Here is a 20,240-nt window from a genome sequence, read left to right as displayed (position 1 = left end):
GGTATAATATAGTTAATTACTAATAGTGAAATGAGGCATTTATTAATGCAGGATAGAAATTTAGTGAATGTCAATCTGACAAAGGAGATGAAGACGAGCTTTATTGACTACGCTATGAGTGTTATCGTAGCGCGAGCTCTTCCTGATGTTCGAGATGGCTTGAAACCCGTCCACCGTCGGATTCTCTACGGAATGAATGAACTGGGTGTTACTCCAGACAAACCTCATAAAAAATCTGCTCGTATTACAGGGGATGTCATGGGTAAATATCACCCTCACGGGGATTCCTCTATCTATGAAGCCATGGTCCGTATGGCTCAATGGTGGAGTTACCGTTACATGCTTGTAGATGGTCATGGGAACTTTGGTTCCATGGATGGTGATGGTGCTGCCGCCCAGCGTTATACTGAGGCACGTATGAGCAAGATTGCTCTAGAGATGCTTCGTGATATCAATAAAAATACTGTTGACTTCGTTGATAACTATGATGCCAATGAACGTGAACCCTTGGTCTTGCCAGCACGCTTTCCTAACCTTTTGGTTAATGGAGCAACTGGTATTGCGGTTGGGATGGCAACCAATATTCCACCTCATAATCTGGGAGAAACCATTGATGCAGTGAAGTTAGTTATGGACAATCCTGAAGTGACCACTAAGGACTTGATGGAAGTCTTGCCTGGGCCAGATTTTCCAACTGGTGCTCTTGTTATGGGGAAATCAGGTATTCATAAGGCTTATGAAACAGGTAAAGGTTCTATTGTCCTTCGTTCACGTACTGAAATTGAAGAAACTAAAACTGGCCGTGAGCGTATTGTTGTAACAGAATTTCCTTATATGGTCAATAAAACAAAGGTGCATGAGCATATTGTTCGTTTGGTTCAGGAAAAACGTATTGAGGGGATTACAGCAGTTCGTGATGAGTCAAACCGTGAAGGTGTTCGATTTGTTATTGAAGTTAAGCGCGATGCCTCAGCAAATGTTATCCTCAATAACCTCTTCAAGATGACCCAGATGCAAACTAACTTTGGTTTCAATATGCTGGCGATTCAGAACGGTGTACCGAAAATCTTGTCTCTTCGTCAGATTTTGGATGCTTATATTGAGCACCAAAAAGAAGTGGTTGTTCGTCGGACACGTTTTGACAAGGAAAAAGCGGAAGCGCGTGCTCATATTTTAGAAGGTCTCTTGATTGCGCTAGACCATATCGATGAAGTGATTCGTATCATCCGTGCTAGTGAAACGGATGCGGAAGCACAAGCTGAGTTGATGAGCAAGTTTAAGCTTTCTGAACGTCAAAGTCAAGCCATTCTTGATATGCGTCTTCGTCGTTTGACAGGTTTGGAACGCGATAAGATTCAGTCTGAGTATGATGACCTCTTGGCTCTGATTGCAGATTTAGCAGATATTCTTGCTAAGTCCGAACGTGTTTCTCAAATCATCAAGGATGAATTAGATGAAGTCAAGCGTAAGTTTGGTGATCAACGTCGTACGGAATTGATGGTCGGTGAAGTCTTGAGTCTTGAAGATGAGGATCTAATTGAAGAAGCTGATGTCTTGATCACTCTTTCTAATAAAGGATACATCAAACGTCTGGACCAAGCTGAGTTTACTGCTCAAAAACGTGGGGGGCGTGGTGTTCAAGGTACAGGTGTTAAGGATGACGATTTTGTTCGTGAGTTAGTGTCAACTAGTACCCATGATCACCTACTCTTCTTTACAAATAAAGGACGGGTTTATCGCCTGAAAGGCTATGAAATTCCTGAATATGGCCGTACTGCTAAGGGATTGCCAATTGTCAATCTTTTGAAATTGGATGAAGGTGAAAGTATTCAGACCATCATCAATGTTGAATCTGAACGCAGCGATGATGCTTACCTCTTCTTCACAACTCGTCATGGTATTGTGAAGAGAACCAGCGTTAAGGAATTTGCTAACATTCGTCAAAATGGACTTAAGGCTTTAAACCTCAAGGATGAAGATGAGTTGATTAATGTCTTGCTGACAGAAGAGGACACGGACATTATCATTGGTACCAAGTTTGGTTATTCAGTTCGCTTTAATCAATCAGCCGTTCGTGGTATGAGTCGTATCGCAACTGGTGTGAAAGGTGTTAACCTTCGTGACGGAGACACAGTTGTTGGTGCTAGTGTGATTACAGACCAGGACGAGGTTCTTATCATCACAGAAAAGGGCTATGGTAAGCGCACAGTTGCGACCGAATATCCAACTAAAGGTCGTGGTGGTAAAGGGATGCAAACCGCTAAGATTACAGAAAAAAACGGTTCTCTTGCTGGTCTTATGACCGTTAAAGGCGATGAAGATTTGATGATTATCACTGATACTGGTGTCATGATTAGAACCAATGTTGCCAATATTTCACAAACAGGTCGCTCAACTATGGGAGTTAAAGTGATGCGCCTAGATCAAGATGCTAAAATTGTAACCTTTACTACGGTTGCAGCTGCAGAAAAAGAAGAAGTTGGGACAGAAAACGAAACAGAAGGTGAAGCATAATGTCTCATAAAAAGAACAAAAAGAAAACAAACCGTAAAAATTTACTAATCAATATCTTGGCAGGATTCTTAATCATCTTGTCAATAGCTTTGATTTTCAATTCAAAAATTCGTGATATGTTCATGGTTTGGAATACCAATAAATACCAAGTCAGCCAGGTATCAAAAGAAAAATTGGAAGAAAATCAAGATACAGAAGGGAATTTTGACTTTGATTCCGTAAAAGCCATCTCGTCAGAAGCTGTCTTATCCTCACAATGGGATTCGCAAAAATTGCCAGTTATCGGTGGAATTGCTGTCCCTGAGGTAGAAATTAACTTGCCTATTTTTAAAGGGCTTGATAATGTCAATCTCTTCTATGGAGCCGGTACAATGAAGCGTGATCAAGTGATGGGGAAAGGAAACTATACCCTTGCGAGCCATCACATCTTCACGGCGGAAAACGCCAGCCAAATGCTCTTTTCTCCATTATCACGCGCTAAAAATGGGATGAAAATTTATCTTACTGATAAGGATAAAGTTTATACCTATGAAATCCGTGAAGTGAAGCATGTGACTCCAGATCGCGTTGATGAGATTGATGACCGTACTGGAGTTGATGAAATCACACTTGTAACTTGTGTTGACTATGATGCGACAGAACGTATTATCGTAAAAGGTGACTTGAAAGATACAAAAGATTATTCACAAACACCTGAAGAAATTCTAACAGCTTTCAATCAACCATATAAACAACGTTATTAAAGATAAAATCAGTAAAATCTTAGATTTTACTGATTTTTTTATAGATAGAGTTTCAAAATAAACGGTTATGAAATACAGAAAACGCTTCCTGAAATCGAAAGTTTGTGATATAATTATCAGGTAAAAAAGTTTTAGGAGTTTATTATGGTTTCTTCAGAATTTATCTCAAAGATTGAATTTGCTTGCAAGAAGAAAGAAAGTCTTTATAGTCAAAGCAAATTTAAGTATGCAATTCGTTCGATGTTTGCAGGTGCCTTTTTAACCTTCAGTACTGCTGCTGGTGCAGTTGGGGCTGACTTGATTAATAAAATCGTACCTGGTAGTGGACGCTTCCTCTTCCCATTTGTCTTTGCTTGGGGCTTGGCCTACATTGTTTTCTTGAATGCCGAGTTGGTAACATCAAACATGATGTTCTTGACTGCGGGTAGTTTCTTGAAAAAAATCTCTTGGAGAAAGACAGCTGAGATTTTACTTTACTGTACCTTGTTCAACCTTATCGGAGCCTTGATAGCAGGTTGGGGATTTGCTCATTCGGCAGCCTATGCAAATCTGACACACGATAGTTTCATCTCAGGGGTTGTTGAGATGAAGTTAGGCCGCTCAAATGAATTAATCTTGCTTGAGGCGATTTTGGCAAATATTTTCGTAAATATTGCGATTCTGTCATTTGTTTTGGTCAAAGATGGTGGTGCCAAACTTTGGCTTGTGTTGTCAGCGATTTACATGTTTGTATTCTTAACAAACGAGCACATTGCGGCGAACTTTGCTTCTTTCGCGATTGTAAAATTCAGTGTTGCTGCGGATTCAATTGCTAACTTCGGTGTTGGAAATATGCTTCGTCACTGGGGTGTAACCTTCGTTGGAAACTTTATCGGAGGAGGCCTCTTGATGGGTCTTCCATATGCCTTCCTCAATAAAAATGAAGATACTTATGTAGATTAAGAAAATGAGCACGATTGATTCGTGCTTTTTTCGATTTTGTAAGAAGTAATAGCCACTTCTTATATCAAAATATAGAAAAGAGGTATTAGTCAAGATAGGTAGATAGTGCTACAATATCCTTAATGAAACTATATGGAGGTAGCCTTATGACTCGTGATTTTAAATTTGAAACCTTACAATTGCATGCTGGTCAAGTTGTGGATCCAGCAACTAAGTCTCGTGCAGTGCCGATTTATCAAACAACATCCTTTGTTTTTGATGACACGCAGGAAGGTGCCGATCTGTTTGCCTTGAGGAAACCAGGGAACATTTATACTCGTATCACCAATCCTACAACAGCTGCCTTTGAAGAAAGAATTGCTGCCCTTGAAGGTGGTGTTGGAGCTCTTGCAACAGCATCAGGTATGGCCGCAGTGACTTATACGATTTTGGCGCTTGCTCACGCAGGTGACCATGTAGTAGCAGCATCAACTATTTACGGTGGGACTTTCAATCTATTGAAAGAAACCCTTCCTCGTTATGGGATCACAACAACCTTTGTCGATGTGGATAATTTGGAGGAAGTAGAAGCAGCTATCAAAGACAATACCAAGCTTGTCTTGATTGAAACCTTGGGTAACCCTTTGATTAACATTCCTGACTTAGAAAAATTGGCTGAGATTGCGCATAAACACCAGATTCCACTTGTTTCTGACAATACCTTTGCCACACCTTACTTGATTAATGTCTTTTCTCATGGTGTAGATATTGCCATTCACTCTGCGACTAAGTTTATCGGTGGGCATGGTACAACTATTGGAGGAGTGATTGTCGATAGTGGTCGTTTTGACTGGGCGGCTTCAGGGAAATTCCCTCAATTTGTTGAGGAAGACCCAAGTTATCATAACTTAAGCTATACTCGTGATGTGGGTGCTGCAGCCTTTATTATCGCTGTTCGTGTCCAATTGCTTCGTGATACAGGGGCGGCCTTGTCACCATTTAATGCCTTTCTCTTGCTCCAAGGGCTTGAAACTCTTTCACTTCGTGTGGAACGCCATGTGCAAAATGCAGAGAAAATTGTTGATTTCCTTGTCAACCATCCTAAGGTAGAAAAGGTCAACTATCCAAAACTTGCAGACAGTCCTTATCATGCCTTGGCTGAGAAATATTTACCAAAAGGTGTGGGTTCAATCTTTACCTTCCATGTCAAAGGCGGAGAGGCAGAAGCACGCAAGGTAATTGACAATTTAGAAATCTTCTCTGACCTTGCAAATGTGGCAGATGCTAAATCGCTTGTTGTCCATCCTGCGACAACCACTCACGGTCAATTGTCAGAAAAAGACCTGGAAGCAGCTGGCGTCACACCAAACCAAATCCGCTTGTCAATCGGACTTGAAAATGTAGATGATTTGATCGAAGATTTGCGCTTGGCCTTGGAAAAAATTTAAAGAAAAAGAAGATAAACAGTGGGTTTCGACTCGCTGTTTTTGATTTTCCTTCAGGCATGATATAATGGTTAAAGAAGTCTAGAAAGAGGAAAGTTATGAACGAAATCAAATGCCCCAACTGTGGGGAAGTCTTTACAGTAAATGAAAGTCAGTATGCTGAACTTTTATCCCAAGTGAGAACAGTAGAGTTTGATAAGGAACTACACGATCGCATGAAGCAGGAACTGGCTTTGGCTGAGCAAAAGGTCATGAATGAACAACAGTCTAAACTAGCTCAAAAAGACCAAGAAATTGCGCAATTACAGAGTCAAATCCAAAACTTTGATACAGAGAAAGAACTGGCCAAGAAAGAAGTTGAACAGACAAGCCATCAGGCCTTATTAGCAAAGGACAAGGAAGTGCAGGCCTTGGAAAACCAGTTGGCGACCTTGCGTTTGGAACATGAAAATCAACTACAAAAGACCCTTTCTGACCTAGAAAAAGAACGAGACCAGGTTAAAAATCAGCTCCTCTTGCAAGAAAAGGAAAACGAGCTTTCTCTTGCTTCAGTTAAGCAAAACTACGAAGCTCAACTCAAGGCAGCTAGTGAACAAGTCGAATTTTATAAGAATTTCAAAGCCCAACAATCCACAAAAGCCATCGGGGAAAGTCTGGAACACTATGCAGAGAGTGAGTTTAACAAGGTCCGCAGTTTTGCCTTTCCAAATGCCTACTTTGAGAAGGATAACAAGGTTTCTGCGCGTGGGTCTAAGGGGGACTTTATCTTCCGTGAATGCGATGAAAATGGGGTAGAGATTATCTCCATCATGTTTGAGATGAAGAATGAAGCAGATGGAACAGAGAAGAAGCACAAGAATGCAGATTTTTACAAGGAATTGGACAAGGACCGTCGGGAGAAGAACTGTGAGTATGCGGTTTTGGTGACAATGCTTGAGGCTGATAATGACTACTTTAACACAGGGATTGTAGACGTCAGCCACGAGTACGAAAAGATGTATGTAGTTCGTCCTCAATTCTTTATCCAGTTGATTGGTCTCTTACGCAATGCGGCGCTAAATTCTCTAAAATACAAGCAAGAGTTGGCACTTGTCCGTGAACAAAATATAGATATTACACATTTTGAGGAAGACTTGGATGCCTTTAAGCTAGCTTTTGCCAAGAACTACAACTCTGCTTCAACTAACTTTGGTAAAGCAATCGATGAAATCGACAAGGCCATCAAACGCATGGAAGAGGTTAAGAAGTTCCTAACCACATCCGAAAACCAACTCCGTCTAGCTAACAACAAATTAGAAGATGTTTCTGTTAAAAAATTGACCCGTAAAAATCCAACCATGAAAGCGAAATTTGAAGCATTGAAGGGGGAGTGAGATTATCTTAAAAACAGGAGTGTTATATGAAAAGGACTATAGAAATTATTAGAACATGGTCAGCTGATAAAATTGAATTAATTTTTCTTAAAATTATATTTAAATATTTGCTGTATTTTTTAGTGTTTTCAACAGTAATGTTTTATGTTTATATTTTTAACCATTCATCGACCACTTACACAAAGGTATTAACAGTATTTCTTGTCCTTCTTATATTGTTTATTCTTCTATCTAAATTATTACTAGATAGGGCTTTAATTGAAATTTTATTTGAGGATATCAATTTAACAAAGTATCAGGATATAGTTGCTAGAGCTGATGCAAATTCTTTAAATAGAAATGTTCAGATTCTTCCAAAATATTTGGCAAATGCAAGAGTATCCTTTTATAGAGGACACTTCCAAGATAGTTTAGAATTGCTGAATAAAATAAAAAATAGTAATCTAAAAAAATTCAAAAGTCTCTACTATATATTTCATATCAAGTATTATAGCATCCTAAACTTGGTTCATTTGAATGATTATTTAGAATTGCAAGAATTAATGGTAGAAATAGAAGAACTAACAAGTAATGTTCAATCGCAATTTTTAAAATATCAGAAAGAAATTTTGAGTTTAAAGGCTATTGTTGATATCTATTGCAATAAAAAATCAAACGACTACTTCGACACCACCAAACCAGAAAGTAAGTTAGCTCGAATCATGTTTTCTTATTACGGAGCTCTCAATGCCCAGCTAAAAGGAAATGAAGCTCGTGCTCGTAGTTTGTTTGAAAGTATCGCTCATGAAAATCCAGAACTCTTTTATGTTCAGGAAGCGAAAAAATATTTAGAATCAGTGAAATGAGAGTAATATATGAGATTAGTAAAAAAAATAGTTGGTTCGGCGACAGAAAACACTCTTTTACAACTTGATAGGGTTATTCTAATTTGCTCAATTATTGGACTTGTTTTGGATGTGATGGCAGTATGCTTAGTATTTCAAAGCAATTTGGAAATATTGGGATTCATATTATTAGTTATTGTCTTTTTAGTTCTCGGCTTTGTATTTTATTTAAGATTTGTATCTAGAAAAGTTATTGTTCTAGTGTTACACGATTCTATTGATCTTAAGCTATATGAAGACATGTTAAGAGTTCAATCAGAAAAATCTATTAAGCCCTTTAGGGCAACATATCGTGAGAATTACCAAATTATCCAAGGTCGAGTGGCTTATTTAAAAGGAGATTTTCAAGCTGCCAAGGAAAAAATGTCCAAATATGATTTGAAAAAAATTTGGAAGAGATTCAGAACCCCTGCGTTTTTAATATCAAGCTTTGAACTATTAACAGTTTCCATTCATCTTCAAGATGCGCAAGATATTGCTTTCTTTGAGGAACAATTGTCCAAGGCACCAGATTTTAAAGGAGGCAAAGCTACACTTGTTGCTCAAGCCCAAGCCATAAAAGATATTGTGTTCAATAAAGAAGCGAACGACTACTTCGACATTACTGAACCAGAAAGTAAGCTAGCTCGAATCGTGTTTTCTTATTACGGCGCTCTCAATGCCCAATTAAAAGGAGATGAAGCTCGTGCCCGAAGTTTGTTTGAAAGTATCGCCCATGAAAATCCAGAACTCTTTTATGTGCAGGAAGCTAGGAAATATTTAGAAAAAAGAACTGATATAGTTTTAAAATCTGTTTAAGATAGAATATGTTGATGTAAAGTGAAAAGGGAATTAGAAAGCAACAATGAACGGTATTATTAACTTAAAAAAAGAAGCGGGGATGACCTCGCATGATGCGGTTTTTAAACTGCGTAAGATTTTGGGAACCAAGAAGATTGGTCATGGTGGGACCTTGGATCCGGATGTAGTGGGTGTTTTGCCTATTGCGGTTGGCAAGGCGACCCGCATGGTCGAGTTTATGCAGGATGAGGGCAAGGTCTATGAGGGGGAAATCACTCTTGGCTATTCCACGACGACTGAGGATGCCAGTGGGGAAGTGGTCGCTGAGACTCCTGTTTTGTCGCACTTGGATGAAAAGCTTGTTGATGAAGTAATAGCCAGTCTGACTGGGCCTATTACCCAGATTCCACCTATGTATTCTGCTGTCAAGGTCAATGGTCGCAAGCTCTATGAGTATGCGCGATCTGGTCAGGAAGTGGAGCGTCCAGAACGTCAGGTGACCATTTATCAATTTGAACGAACAAGTCCGATTTCTTATGAGGGGCATCTTGCACGCTTTACTTTTCGTGTGAAATGTAGCAAGGGAACCTATATTCGTACCTTATCGGTTGACTTGGGAGAAAAATTGGGCTATGCTGCCCATATGTCACATCTAACTCGAACTAGTGCAGCTGGTTTACAGCTAGAAGACGCTCTTACCTTGGAAGAAATTGCTGCAAAAGTGGAGGCTGGTCAGCTGGACTTTCTCCATCCTTTAGAGATTGGAACAGGGGACCTCGTCAAAGTTTTCCTAAGTTCAGAAGAGGCTACAGAAGTACGCTTTGGTCGTTTTATCGAGCTCGACCAAACAGAACAAGAATTAGCTGCCTTTGAAGATGATAAATTGCTAGCCATTCTAGAAAAACGAGGTAATCTCTACAAGCCAAGGAAAGTTTTTAGCTAATCTAACTGGGGTGTAAGGAGTGTTGTTTCCCCTAGACTATCCAAATCAGACTATAAATTTTGCAAAAAATGTGATAGAATAGACGACGGATAAAAAAACGGAGGATAGCATGCAAAATAGACCAATCATTATCGGAGTGACAGGTGGTTCTGGTGGGGGTAAGACCAGTGTTTCAAGAGCCATTTTATCGCATTTTCCTGATGAAAAGATTTCCATGATTGAGCATGATTCATACTATAAGGATCAGTCTCACTTGACCTTTGAAGAGCGTGTCAAAACCAACTATGACCATCCTTTTGCTTTTGATACAGACTTGATGATCGAGCAGATTAAAGAATTGTTGGCAGGGCGTCCGGTGGACATTCCGACTTATGACTATACAGAGCATACACGAAGTAGCAAGACCTATCGTCAGGAGCCTCAGGATGTCTTTATCGTTGAGGGAATTTTAGTCTTGGAGGACAAGCGTCTGCGCGATTTGATGGATATCAAGATTTTTGTAGATACAGACGATGATGTGCGCATTATTCGTCGTATCAAGCGAGATATGGAGGAGCGTGGCCGTAGCCTTGATAGCGTTATTGACCAGTATTTAGGTGTGGTCAAACCCATGTATCACCAGTTTATCGAGCCAACCAAGCGTTATGCGGATATCGTCATTCCTGAGGGAGTCAGCAATACAGTGGCTATTGACCTGTTGACGACCAAGATTGCTAAGATTTTGGAAGAAGCTCGAAATAGTAAATAAACAGATGTGGAGGCCTTGCCTCCTTTTTCTATTTTTCCCTCATAATGGTACATAAATGGAGATTTTTAGGCATATTTTTGGTATAATAATACCCATGAAAGAGCAAGAAAATGAATAGTAGGTGGAGATGGAAAAGTATTTATCGGTAACAACTTTGACCAAGTATCTGAAAATGAAATTCGATAAAGACCCTTACTTGGAACGGGTCTATTTAACTGGTCAAGTTTCCAACTTTCGTAAACGACCTACTCACCAATACTTCTCCCTAAAAGATGACCATGCAGTTATTCAAGCGACTATTTGGTCTGGGATTTATCAGAAATTAGGCTTCGACCTGGAAGAAGGGATGAAGATCAATGTGATTGGGCGTGTACAGGTCTATGAGCCGAGCGGTAGCTACTCCATCATCATTGAAAAGGCAGAGCCTGATGGAGTTGGTGCACTTGCGATACAGTTTGAACAACTCAAGAAAAAATTGACAGAAGAAGGCCTGTTTCAAGAACGCTTCAAGCAAGCTCTGCCTCAATTTTCTAAGAGAATTGGAGTAGTGACCAGTCGCAGTGGAGCTGTGATTCGAGATATTATCACGACCGTCAGCAGGCGATTTCCAGGTGTCGATATTCTTCTCTATCCGACCAAGGTTCAAGGTGAAGGTTCTGCGGAGGAAATTGCTCGAAATATTGCGCGTGCCAATCAACGGGACGATTTAGATTTGCTGATTATTGGTCGTGGTGGAGGTTCTATCGAGGATCTTTGGGCCTTTAACGAGGAAATTGTGGTACGAGCGATTTTTGAGTCTCGTTTGCCAGTTATTTCTAGTGTGGGGCATGAGACGGATGTGACCTTGGCAGATTTTGTAGCAGATCGTCGGGCGGCAACGCCAACGGCTGCAGCAGAACTGGCAACACCTGTGACCAAGTTGGATGTATTAGCTCATTTGCAAAATCAGGAAAAACGGATGGCAACGGCAGTTCGAAATGTGCTATCTAAGAAACAAGAAGCTTTGAAAAAATGCAGTCAGTCTGTTATCTTTAGACAGCCAGAGCGCTTGTATGACGGTTATTTGCAACGCTTGGATCAACTGCAACTGCGCTTAAAACAAAGTTTGCGAACACGGATTTCTGACAGCAACCAACTAGTCCAAGCAAGGACCCATCGACTGGTACAATTATCACCTGTTACCAAAATCCAGCGTTATCAAGACCGTCTAGGCCAGTTGGATAAGCTTCTCCGTAGCCAGATGGCGTTAGTCTATGATGCCAAGGTTGCTGAAGTGAAGCGTCTTTCAGAAGCTTTGCTGATGTTGGATACCAGTCGAATTGTGGCGCGAGGTTATGCTATTGTCAAAAAAGAAGAGTCCGTTGTAGATTCGGTTGAGAGTTTGAAGAAAAAAGACCAAGTGACGCTTTTGATGCGGGATGGTCGAGTAGAATTAGAGGTTAAAGATGTCAAAACAAAAGAAATTTGAGGAAAATCTAGCAGAACTGGAGACCATTGTCCAAAGTTTGGAAAATGGTGAAATTGCTCTAGAAGATGCGATTGCCGCCTTTCAAAAGGGTATGGTCTTGTCAAAAGAGCTCCAAGCGACGCTGGACAAGGCTGAAAAGACCTTGGTCAAGGTTATGCAAGAAGACGGAACAGAAAGTGATTTTGAATGAAGAAGCAAGAAAAATTAGCTCTTGTCGAGTCGGCCTTGGAAGATTTTTATGGAGACCAGCAGTTTGCCTCTAGTTTGCGAGAGTCTGTTCTCTATTCTATTCATGCTGGTGGCAAGCGTATTCGGCCTTTTCTTCTGTTAGAAGTTCTGGAAGCCTTGCAGGTCGCTATTAAACCGGCTCACGCGCAGGTGGCTGCTGCCTTGGAAATGATTCATACGGGGAGTTTGATTCATGATGACCTTCCAGCTATGGATGATGACGATTACCGTCGGGGGCGCTTGACAAATCACAAAAAATTTGGAGAAGCTATGGCGATTTTGGCTGGAGATGCCTTGTTCCTAGATCCTTATGTTTTGATAGCGCAGGCAGATTTGCCAAGTCAGATTAAGGTAGACTTGATTTCCAACTTATCCCTTGCTTCAGGTAGTCTGGGTATGGTGGCAGGGCAGGTTTTGGATATGGAGGGTGAACACCAACACTTGTCTTTGGAAGAACTCCAGACTATTCATGCTAATAAGACTGGAAAACTACTAGCCTATCCCTTCCAAGCGGCTGCTATTATTGCTGAATTGGCTCCTGAAATACAGGCAAAGCTGAAAACTATTGGGGAATTGATTGGGCTTGCTTTTCAAGTTCGAGATGATGTGTTAGATGTGACAGCTAGTTTTGAGGAAATCGGTAAGACACCACAAAAGGACCTACAGGCAGAAAAATCAACCTATCCAGCCTTGTTGGGCTTGGAAGAGGCTATTGCCTTTTGTAACCAAACTCTGGATCAAGCTAATGTAAAATTAGAAGAAATTGCCCAACAGATTCCCTTTGAGATAGAATCGATTGTAAGAGTAGTAGAAAGTTTGAGAATCAATGGCTAAGGAAAGAGTGGATGTACTAGCTTATAAACAGGGCTTGTTTGAAACGCGAGAACAAGCCAAGCGCGGTGTCATGGCTGGTCTAGTCGTAGCAGTCCTGAATGGAGAACGGTTTGATAAACCAGGAGAGAAAATTTCCGATGACACTGAGCTGAAACTCAAGGGTGAAAAACTCAAGTATGTCAGTAGAGGTGGCTTAAAGTTAGAAAAAGCCTTACAAATCTTTGATGTTTCTGTAGATGGTTCAACAACCATAGATATTGGTGCCTCTACTGGAGGATTTACCGATGTCATGTTGCAAAATGGAGCTAAACTTGTTTACGCAGTGGATGTTGGGACCAATCAGTTGGCTTGGAAACTACGCCAGGACCCAAGAGTTGTCAGCATGGAGCAGTTCAATTTCCGCTATGCTGAAAAGACTGATTTCGAGCAGGAACCGAGCTTTGCCAGTATTGATGTAAGTTTCATTTCCCTCAGTCTGATTTTGCCGGCCTTGCACCGTGTGTTGGCTGATCAAGGTCAGGTTGTGGCTCTGGTTAAGCCCCAGTTTGAGGCAGGACGTGAGCAGATTGGGAAAAATGGAATTATTCGAGATGCTAAAGTTCATCAGAATGTCCTTGAATCTGTAACAGCTATGGCAGTAGAGGAAGGCTTTTCAGTCCTTGGATTGGATTTTTCTCCTATCCAAGGCGGTCATGGAAATATTGAGTTTTTAGTGTATTTGAAAAAAGAAGAGTCATCAAGCAATCAGGTTCTTGCTGAAATTGAAGAAGTAGTAGAGAGGGCGCATAGTCAATTTAAAAATGAATAAAAAAGAGAGACTTGAAAAAATTAGACGATTTGTGACAGATTATCAAATCGGTACACAAGAAGAAATTGTAGAACATTTGAAAGAGGCAGGGATCACTGCCACTCAGGCAACGGTATCACGGGATATCAAAGAGCTAGGCATTGTCAAAATTCCTTTGAGAGACAACACCTATGTCTATGAATTGCCAAAATCAATCGTAAAAAGTTTGCAACTGGCTGAAGACAATATTGAATCAGCTGAATTGATGGACAAGATGATCAATCTCCAAGTCATTCCAGGAAATACAGCTTTTGTAAAAGCTCAGTTAATCGAGACTTTTGCTGACAAGATTTTTAGCTGTTTAGCTGATGATAGCTCGATTTTAGTCATTGCCAGAAGTGAAAGTCTAGCTGAGGAAATCTTTGAACAAGTAAAAAATTGGTAGGTCTATATGTTACTTGAAATTTCGATAAAAAACTTTGCCATTATTGAGGCTATTTCCCTCAATTTTGAAAAGGGAATGACTGTCCTGACTGGTGAAACGGGTGCAGGGAAGTCGATTATCATTGATGCCATGAATATGATGTTGGGGGCTCGTGCGACGACAGATGTTATTCGTCATGGTGCGTCAAAGGCAGAGATAGAGGGGCTTTTCTCAGTTGAGAATAGCCGCCTTTTGCAGGAAATTTTTGATGAGCAAGGTTTGGAATTGGGTGATGAAATTATCATCCGTCGAGAAATCTTACAAAATGGTCGTAGTATTAGCCGTGTGAATGGTCAGATGGTTAATCTGTCGGTTTTGCGTGCCATTGGGCAACATCTGGTGGATATTCATGGTCAGCATGACCAAGAGGAGTTAATGCGTCCTCAACTGCACATCCAGATGTTGGATGAATTTGGGGACGCAGCTTTTTGGGACTTGAAAGAAACCTATCAAACGAGTTTTGATGCCTACCGTAAAATGCGTAAGCAGGTTCTGGAAGTCAAGAAAAACCAACAAGAACATAAGGCACGTATCGAAATGTTGGAATTTCAAATGGCAGAGATTGAGGCGGCAAACTTGCAGGCTGGAGAAGACCTGTCTCTCAACCAAGAACGTGATAAACTTCTTAATCATAAAAATATTGCGGATACGCTGACCAATGCCTACAGTATGTTGGACAATGAAGACTTTTCAAGTCTGGCCAATGTTCGTTCAGCCATGAATGACATGGAAAGTGTCGAAGAGTATGACCCTGAATACCGTGAAATTTCAAGCTCACTGTCTGAGACCTACTATGTCTTAGAAGACATTAGCAAACGTTTGGAAGCTATTATTGAAGACCTTGATTTTGATGGCAATCGTCTCATGCAGGTTGAGAATCGTTTGGACCTCCTTCATACTATTACCCGTAAGTATGGTGGGACTGTAGACGATGTCTTGCTTTATTTTGCTAAGATTACGGAAGAATACAATCTCTTGACAGGCAATAATCTTTCATCTGAGGACATGGAAGCAGAGCTCAAGAAATTGGAAGTTAATCTTGTCGATTTGGCAGGTCAGCTTGCATCTGCTCGTCATGACTTGGCTCAGCAGCTAGAAGCAGAGATTAAACAAGAGCTTCAAGATCTTTATATGGAAAAAGCCCAGTTTCAGGTTCGTTTTAGCAAGGGCAAATTCAGTCGTGAGGGCAATGAAATGGTCGAGTTTTACATTTCAACCAACCCTGGCGAAGACTTTAAACCCTTGGTCAAGGTTGCATCTGGCGGAGAATTATCTCGTCTCATGCTAGCTATTAAGTCTGCCTTTTCACGTAAAGAAGGCAAGACAAGTATTGTCTTTGATGAAGTGGATACAGGAGTCTCAGGCCGTGTAGCTCAGGCCATTGCACAGAAGATTCATAAAATTGGTCAGCATGGGCAGGTTCTAGCTATTTCCCATTTACCACAAGTGATTGCGATTGCAGATTATCAATTCTTTATTGAGAAGATTAGCAATGACCATTCAACAGTTTCGACTGTTCGTCTCTTGACGGTTGAAGAGCGAGTGGAAGAAGTTGCTAAGATGTTGGCAGGTGATGATGTGACGGAAGCAGCCCTGACGCAAGCTAGAGAATTGTTGAGAAACAGGGAGAAATAAGATGACAGACTATTATGTAATTGGAGATGTTCACGGAAAAGCTGGGATGCTGGAAGACCTTCTCAAAACATGGGACGGCCAGACCCAGTTGCTCTTTCTAGGGGACTTGATTGACCGTGGCGAGGATAGTCGCCGTGTTCTAGAAATGGTCAAGGACTTGGTGGACAATCAAGGGGCTATCTGTTTGTCAGGAAACCACGAGTATATGTTTTTGACTTGGCTCGATAACCCAGAAGAAAGCTATGACCACTATCGTCGCAATGGTGGAGATACAACTATTAACTCTATCCTAGGTCGTCCCTTGGATGCACCAGTTGATGGAGTTGAGGATGCCAAGCGTGTTGCTACCGAAGCAGCAGACTTGGTCGAATTCATTCGTCAAATGCCTTTTGTGGTAGAGACAGACAAGTATATCTTTGTTCATGCAGGTATTGATTTAACCTTAGATGATTGGCATGAAACCACAGATTATAAAAAAGTCTGGCTTAGAAAACCATTCCACGAAGCAGAAAATCATACTGGAAAAACCATTGTATTTGGACATACACCGGTTTATGGTTTGCTGAAGCAAGAGCGTGGTACTGCTGAGCTTTGGACTACAGAAGATGGCAAGATTGGGATGGACGGAGGAGCTGTCTATGGTGGTGTCCTTCATGGGATTGTCTTTACTGACCAAGGGATGACAGAACACCACTTTATCGAAAATAACGGCTTTGTTGCTGAAGATTAGTACTCCTAGCAGGGTATGGTCTTGTCAAAATGTCAAAAACAATTTATAATAAATAGATACCCTGAAAGGAAGAGAATCATGAACTTAGAAGAATTGAAAAAACGACAGGAGAAGATCCGTAACTTCTCTATTATCGCCCATATTGACCACGGGAAATCAACTCTAGCAGACCGCATTTTGGAAAAAACAGAGACGGTTTCCAGTCGTGAAATGCAGGCCCAACTTTTGGATAGCATGGATCTAGAGCGAGAACGTGGGATTACCATTAAACTCAATGCCATCGAGCTCAATTACACTGCAAAAGATGGGGAAACTTATATTTTTCACTTAATTGATACCCCTGGGCACGTTGACTTTACCTATGAAGTTTCTCGTTCCTTAGCTGCCTGTGAAGGTGCTATTTTGGTGGTCGATGCTGCCCAAGGAATTGAGGCTCAAACCCTTGCCAATGTTTATCTGGCCTTGGACAATGATTTGGAAATCATGCCAGTCATTAACAAAATTGACCTACCAGCAGCAGACCCTGAGCGCGTGCGTACTGAGATTGAGGATGTCATTGGTTTGGATGCCAGTGAAGCAGTTTTGGCTTCTGCTAAGGCTGGTATTGGTATAGAAGAAATTCTAGAGCAAATTGTAGAAAAAGTACCAGCACCAACGGGTGATGTGACGGCGCCTCTTAAGGCCTTGATTTTCGACTCTGTTTACGATGCATACCGTGGGGTTATTCTTCAAGTGCGTGTCATGGACGGAGTTGTTAAACCTGGTGATAAGATTCAGCTCATGAGCAATGGCAAGACCTTTGATGTGACAGAAGTTGGTATTTTTACACCCAAAGCAGTTGGTCGTGATTTTCTTGCGACTGGTGACGTTGGTTATATTGCGGCTTCTATTAAGACGGTTCAGGATACGCGTGTGGGGGACACCGTTACCTTGGCAACCAATCCTGCGGCAGAGCCATTACATGGTTACAAGCAGATGAATCCTATGGTCTTTGCGGGGCTATATCCTATCGAGTCAAACAAGTACAATGACCTACGTGAAGCCCTTGAAAAATTGCAACTGAATGATGCTAGTCTCCAATTTGAACCAGAAACATCTCAGGCACTTGGATTTGGTTTCCGTTGTGGTTTCCTTGGGCTTCTCCATATGGATGTTATCCAGGAACGTTTAGAGCGTGAGTTTAACATCGACCTCATCATGACAGCTCCATCCGTTATTTATAAGGTTAATTTGACCGACGGTGAGTCTATGGATGTGTCTAACCCATCTGAGTTCCCAGATCCTACCAAGATTGCGACCATTGAAGAGCCTTATGTTAAGGCGCAAATCATGGTTCCACAGGAGTTCGTAGGAGCAGTGATGGAATTAGCTCAGCGCAAGCGTGGGGACTTTGTGACCATGGACTATATCGATGATAACCGTGTCAATGTTATCTATCAAATTCCTCTTGCGGAGATTGTCTTTGACTTCTTTGATAAGCTTAAGTCTTCGACACGTGGTTATGCAAGTTTTGACTACGAATTGTCAGAATATCGCCCATCTAAGTTGGTGAAAATGGATATCCTTCTCAACGGAGACAAGGTGGATGCACTCAGCTTTATCGTTCACAAGGACTTTGCCTACGAACGTGGGAAACTCATCGTTGATAAACTCAAGAAAATTATTCCTCGTCAACAATTTGAAGTACCAATCCAAGCAGCTATTGGACACAAGATTGTCGCTCGTACTGATATCAAGGCCCTTCGTAAGAACGTACTTGCTAAATGTTATGGTGGTGACGTTTCTCGTAAGCGTAAACTCCTTGAAAAACAAAAAGCTGGTAAAAAACGCATGAAAGCTATCGGATCAGTAGAAGTTCCACAAGAAGCCTTCCTCAGCGTTTTGAGCATGGATGAAGAATAATGATTCTATATAAAACTCTTGAAATACATTCAAGAGTTTTATATTTTTAGTTAAAAATTGTAACTTAACTCCATTTATGGTAGAGTAAAATACGGAGGTTATATGGAATACTAAAAGTTATTATGACTAGGAAAATTTTAAATAAAATTGATAAAGAACTGGGGCAGAAAATGAATTAGAATAATGATTCTATTTTACCGCTTGGATCTATAATTGTTAGTAAAGAAGGGGCGATTCCTTTAACTTATGATGAAAGTATTAGAAGAAAAACAAATTAAAACTGAAAAGTTATATGGTTTTACTCGATTTTTATTAATTGAAATAAATAATGGTTACGGGTTACTGGATTGTGAATCTACGACTTGTTTTGGTTATTTTTATAAAATTTATAAGATTGATTTTGATTTATTTTATAAGATAAAAAAGCAATCTGAGGATAAGCGAGAAGATATAACAAAAAATATAAAATTAGGTAGATTTTTCATGCTACCGATAATGATAGTGATTTTTTTCATTCTTTTAATAGAATTTATTGGCTTTAATAAATTTAATCTTGTTTTATCTCATAGATTTACGTATTTTATCTTTTCTGCATTACCTGTTATATTATCAGTATTATTTCGCTTGGGCTATTCTTATAAGCAAAAACTGATGATTAATAAAATTTTTATATTAGAAAATTCTCGTCATTACCATGTAGTTGAAAAGTTTAGTAATTTTAAATTAAAAAATTGGCTTCTCCTAATTATAAATGTGGTTATTGCCAGTTCTTTACTTATTTATATTTATGTATATGGTAATTTAATTGTTATGTTTTTTACGACGATATATTTATATTTATTAACTTTTAGTAAGAATATACGATTGAGTCAAGCAAATACAATGAATATTAAAATATTTGTTGAAAAAGGATATTCGGAAAGTGATTCAATGTTATTATAGAATTCAATAATTGGATAAATAGATACTCGATACGACTTAGTCAGTTTTCATAATCAAGAGTATATTCTATATTATCAAATCCAATGTTTGAACTAAAATTGGAAAAAATTCTTATATTTTATTTGTTTTTATTAAAAATTGTAAATTAACTCCATTTATGGTAGAGTAACATATGGAGGTTATTATGAAAAAAATTTTACTTTTAGCATCTATTTTGCTTACAAGTGTCACGTTAGTGGCATGTTCAAATCAAGCTCAAACTCAAGGAAATTCAAGTAAAACAACTAGCTCTTCAACTAGTCAAGATTCAACTAATTCAAACACTCTTAGTAGCACACAGAATTCAGAAGAAAGTCAAGTTATTGGTTCTGATGAGTATGGGTTCGTTAAAGTACCAAAGTCTTGGATTAAGTTCAATGAAGTACAGGGAGGCAATGATATTCAATATTCAGACGGTACGGATGTCAATATTGTCACCTTGAATACTTTTAAAGCAGAACAATTTGGTATTTCTGATAATGAATTTCAAAAACTTGAAACAGTTCGTATTTCTGATAGTATTTTTACTTCAAAAGAAAGTAATCCAGAATTCACTAAAGTATGGGGTTCTAAGTCAACTATTGGAGGTTATGAAGCCTATGTAGTTAACGCAATTTCTAAGTCTGGAAAATACATCATTACATGGATTTTTAAATCTAGTGATGGTAAGTTCAGATATGTTGCTTTAGAAGGGACTCCAGAAACATTAAAAAATCTACTTCCCATGATTGAAGAGAGTTGGACAATTCAAAAATAATTATTAAAGCAGGATTGGTATCCTGTTTTTTGTTTAAGTCATTAAAAACCGTTTTAAATGTTTGTTTTAAATGTTTGTTTTGA

General features: G+C 39.8%; 19 protein-coding genes. All 19 read left to right on the top strand.

Translation table 11 applies throughout. The features are described from left to right. Positions 1 to 45: 45 nt before the first annotated feature. Positions 46 to 2,514 carry a DNA gyrase subunit A gene (gene gyrA, locus JQ843_RS07065; protein ID WP_203213263.1) on the top strand — a complete coding sequence of 823 codons (2,469 nt, stop codon included), beginning with the start codon at positions 46 to 48 and terminating at the stop codon, positions 2,512 to 2,514. Then, positions 2,514 to 3,257 carry a class A sortase gene (locus JQ843_RS07060; RefSeq protein ID WP_033686926.1) on the top strand — a complete coding sequence of 248 codons (744 nt, stop codon included), beginning with the start codon at positions 2,514 to 2,516 and terminating at the stop codon, positions 3,255 to 3,257. The genes gyrA and JQ843_RS07060 overlap by 1 nt, the downstream gene beginning before the upstream one ends. A 144-nt stretch (positions 3,258 to 3,401) precedes the next feature. Next, entirely contained in the window at positions 3,402 to 4,199 is a 798-nt protein-coding gene (locus JQ843_RS07055; RefSeq protein ID WP_203213262.1) for a formate/nitrite transporter family protein, read from the top strand. Between the two features lie 146 nt (positions 4,200 to 4,345). Continuing rightward, positions 4,346 to 5,626: an O-acetylhomoserine aminocarboxypropyltransferase/cysteine synthase family protein gene (locus JQ843_RS07050; RefSeq protein ID WP_203213491.1), complete on the top strand. Its 1,281-nt coding sequence runs from the start codon at positions 4,346 to 4,348 to the stop codon at positions 5,624 to 5,626. 95 nt (positions 5,627 to 5,721) lie between these two features. After that, on the top strand, positions 5,722 to 6,996 hold the full coding sequence (locus JQ843_RS07045; RefSeq protein WP_203213261.1) for a DUF2130 domain-containing protein: 1,275 nt from the start codon (positions 5,722 to 5,724) through the stop codon (positions 6,994 to 6,996). Positions 6,997 to 7,022: 26 nt separating this feature from the next. After that, on the top strand, positions 7,023 to 7,841 hold the full coding sequence (locus JQ843_RS07040) for a hypothetical protein (RefSeq protein WP_238393762.1): 819 nt from the start codon (positions 7,023 to 7,025) through the stop codon (positions 7,839 to 7,841). 9 nt (positions 7,842 to 7,850) lie between these two features. Next, positions 7,851 to 8,678, top strand: coding sequence for a hypothetical protein (locus JQ843_RS07035; RefSeq protein ID WP_238393761.1), 828 nt, complete (start codon positions 7,851 to 7,853; stop codon positions 8,676 to 8,678). Between the two features lie 46 nt (positions 8,679 to 8,724). Continuing rightward, positions 8,725 to 9,603, top strand: a complete 879-nt coding sequence (gene truB, locus JQ843_RS07030; protein WP_203213260.1) for a tRNA pseudouridine(55) synthase TruB — start codon at positions 8,725 to 8,727, stop codon at positions 9,601 to 9,603. Between the two features lie 109 nt (positions 9,604 to 9,712). Then, a complete protein-coding gene (udk, locus tag JQ843_RS07025; protein ID WP_001181376.1) occupies positions 9,713 to 10,351 on the top strand; it encodes a uridine kinase in 639 nt (212 codons plus the stop codon). Between the two features lie 127 nt (positions 10,352 to 10,478). Beyond that, positions 10,479 to 11,819, top strand: coding sequence for an exodeoxyribonuclease VII large subunit (gene xseA / locus JQ843_RS07020; protein ID WP_203213259.1), 1,341 nt, complete (start codon positions 10,479 to 10,481; stop codon positions 11,817 to 11,819). Continuing rightward, positions 11,797 to 12,009 carry an exodeoxyribonuclease VII small subunit gene (locus JQ843_RS07015; RefSeq protein ID WP_000043226.1) on the top strand — a complete coding sequence of 71 codons (213 nt, stop codon included), beginning with the start codon at positions 11,797 to 11,799 and terminating at the stop codon, positions 12,007 to 12,009. Before xseA ends, JQ843_RS07015 begins: the two co-directional genes overlap by 23 nt. Next, the gene (locus tag JQ843_RS07010; protein ID WP_203213258.1) at positions 12,006 to 12,881 is read left to right on the top strand and encodes a polyprenyl synthetase family protein; all 876 of its coding nucleotides are present in this window, start codon (positions 12,006 to 12,008) and stop codon (positions 12,879 to 12,881) included. Before JQ843_RS07015 ends, JQ843_RS07010 begins: the two co-directional genes overlap by 4 nt. Next, complete coding sequence (locus JQ843_RS07005; protein ID WP_203213257.1) at positions 12,874 to 13,689, top strand: TlyA family RNA methyltransferase; 816 nt, start codon at positions 12,874 to 12,876, stop codon at positions 13,687 to 13,689. Before JQ843_RS07010 ends, JQ843_RS07005 begins: the two co-directional genes overlap by 8 nt. Further along, a complete protein-coding gene (locus JQ843_RS07000; RefSeq protein WP_020900686.1) occupies positions 13,682 to 14,113 on the top strand; it encodes an arginine repressor in 432 nt (143 codons plus the stop codon). The genes JQ843_RS07005 and JQ843_RS07000 overlap by 8 nt, the downstream gene beginning before the upstream one ends. A gap of 6 nt (positions 14,114 to 14,119) precedes the next feature. Continuing rightward, positions 14,120 to 15,787 carry a DNA repair protein RecN gene (gene recN, locus JQ843_RS06995; RefSeq protein WP_203213256.1) on the top strand — a complete coding sequence of 556 codons (1,668 nt, stop codon included), beginning with the start codon at positions 14,120 to 14,122 and terminating at the stop codon, positions 15,785 to 15,787. 1 nt (position 15,788) lies between these two features. Further along, entirely contained in the window at positions 15,789 to 16,517 is a 729-nt protein-coding gene (locus JQ843_RS06990) for a metallophosphoesterase family protein (protein ID WP_203213255.1), read from the top strand. Positions 16,518 to 16,595: 78 nt separating this feature from the next. Further along, the gene (gene lepA / locus JQ843_RS06985) at positions 16,596 to 18,419 is read left to right on the top strand and encodes a translation elongation factor 4 (RefSeq protein WP_001047207.1); all 1,824 of its coding nucleotides are present in this window, start codon (positions 16,596 to 16,598) and stop codon (positions 18,417 to 18,419) included. Between the two features lie 246 nt (positions 18,420 to 18,665). Next, entirely contained in the window at positions 18,666 to 19,361 is a 696-nt protein-coding gene (locus JQ843_RS06980; protein WP_203213254.1) for a hypothetical protein, read from the top strand. 184 nt (positions 19,362 to 19,545) lie between these two features. Beyond that, positions 19,546 to 20,157 carry a hypothetical protein gene (locus tag JQ843_RS06975; protein WP_203213253.1) on the top strand — a complete coding sequence of 204 codons (612 nt, stop codon included), beginning with the start codon at positions 19,546 to 19,548 and terminating at the stop codon, positions 20,155 to 20,157. Positions 20,158 to 20,240: the final 83 nt, after the last annotated feature.

The organism is Streptococcus mitis (genome assembly GCF_905187495.1).
Lineage (GTDB): Bacteria > Bacillota > Bacilli > Lactobacillales > Streptococcaceae > Streptococcus > Streptococcus mitis_CU.
Note: the sequence above shows the minus strand (reverse complement) of the source record. Positions and strands in the feature narration are given on the sequence as shown.

Bases quoted from the DNA above. Each gene is read 5' to 3' on its own strand.
- JQ843_RS07045 (WP_203213261.1), top strand. From the start codon at position 5,722: ATGAACGAAATCAAATGCCCCAACTGTGGGGAAGTCTTTACAGTAAAT.
- JQ843_RS07040 (WP_238393762.1), top strand. From the start codon at position 7,023: ATGAAAAGGACTATAGAAATTATTAGAACATGGTCAGCTGATAAAATT.
- JQ843_RS07015 (WP_000043226.1), top strand. From the start codon at position 11,797: ATGTCAAAACAAAAGAAATTTGAGGAAAATCTAGCAGAACTGGAGACC.
- udk (WP_001181376.1), top strand. From the start codon at position 9,713: ATGCAAAATAGACCAATCATTATCGGAGTGACAGGTGGTTCTGGTGGG.
- xseA (WP_203213259.1), top strand. From the start codon at position 10,479: ATGGAAAAGTATTTATCGGTAACAACTTTGACCAAGTATCTGAAAATG.
- JQ843_RS07010 (WP_203213258.1), top strand. From the start codon at position 12,006: ATGAAGAAGCAAGAAAAATTAGCTCTTGTCGAGTCGGCCTTGGAAGAT.
- JQ843_RS06980 (WP_203213254.1), top strand. From the start codon at position 18,666: ATGATGAAAGTATTAGAAGAAAAACAAATTAAAACTGAAAAGTTATAT.
- recN (WP_203213256.1), top strand. From the start codon at position 14,120: ATGTTACTTGAAATTTCGATAAAAAACTTTGCCATTATTGAGGCTATT.
- lepA (WP_001047207.1), top strand. From the start codon at position 16,596: ATGAACTTAGAAGAATTGAAAAAACGACAGGAGAAGATCCGTAACTTC.
- JQ843_RS07000 (WP_020900686.1), top strand. From the start codon at position 13,682: ATGAATAAAAAAGAGAGACTTGAAAAAATTAGACGATTTGTGACAGAT.
- JQ843_RS06990 (WP_203213255.1), top strand. From the start codon at position 15,789: ATGACAGACTATTATGTAATTGGAGATGTTCACGGAAAAGCTGGGATG.
- gyrA (WP_203213263.1), top strand. From the start codon at position 46: ATGCAGGATAGAAATTTAGTGAATGTCAATCTGACAAAGGAGATGAAG.
- JQ843_RS07060 (WP_033686926.1), top strand. From the start codon at position 2,514: ATGTCTCATAAAAAGAACAAAAAGAAAACAAACCGTAAAAATTTACTA.
- JQ843_RS07055 (WP_203213262.1), top strand. From the start codon at position 3,402: ATGGTTTCTTCAGAATTTATCTCAAAGATTGAATTTGCTTGCAAGAAG.
- truB (WP_203213260.1), top strand. From the start codon at position 8,725: ATGAACGGTATTATTAACTTAAAAAAAGAAGCGGGGATGACCTCGCAT.
- JQ843_RS07035 (WP_238393761.1), top strand. From the start codon at position 7,851: ATGAGATTAGTAAAAAAAATAGTTGGTTCGGCGACAGAAAACACTCTT.
- JQ843_RS06975 (WP_203213253.1), top strand. From the start codon at position 19,546: ATGAAAAAAATTTTACTTTTAGCATCTATTTTGCTTACAAGTGTCACG.
- JQ843_RS07050 (WP_203213491.1), top strand. From the start codon at position 4,346: ATGACTCGTGATTTTAAATTTGAAACCTTACAATTGCATGCTGGTCAA.
- JQ843_RS07005 (WP_203213257.1), top strand. From the start codon at position 12,874: ATGGCTAAGGAAAGAGTGGATGTACTAGCTTATAAACAGGGCTTGTTT.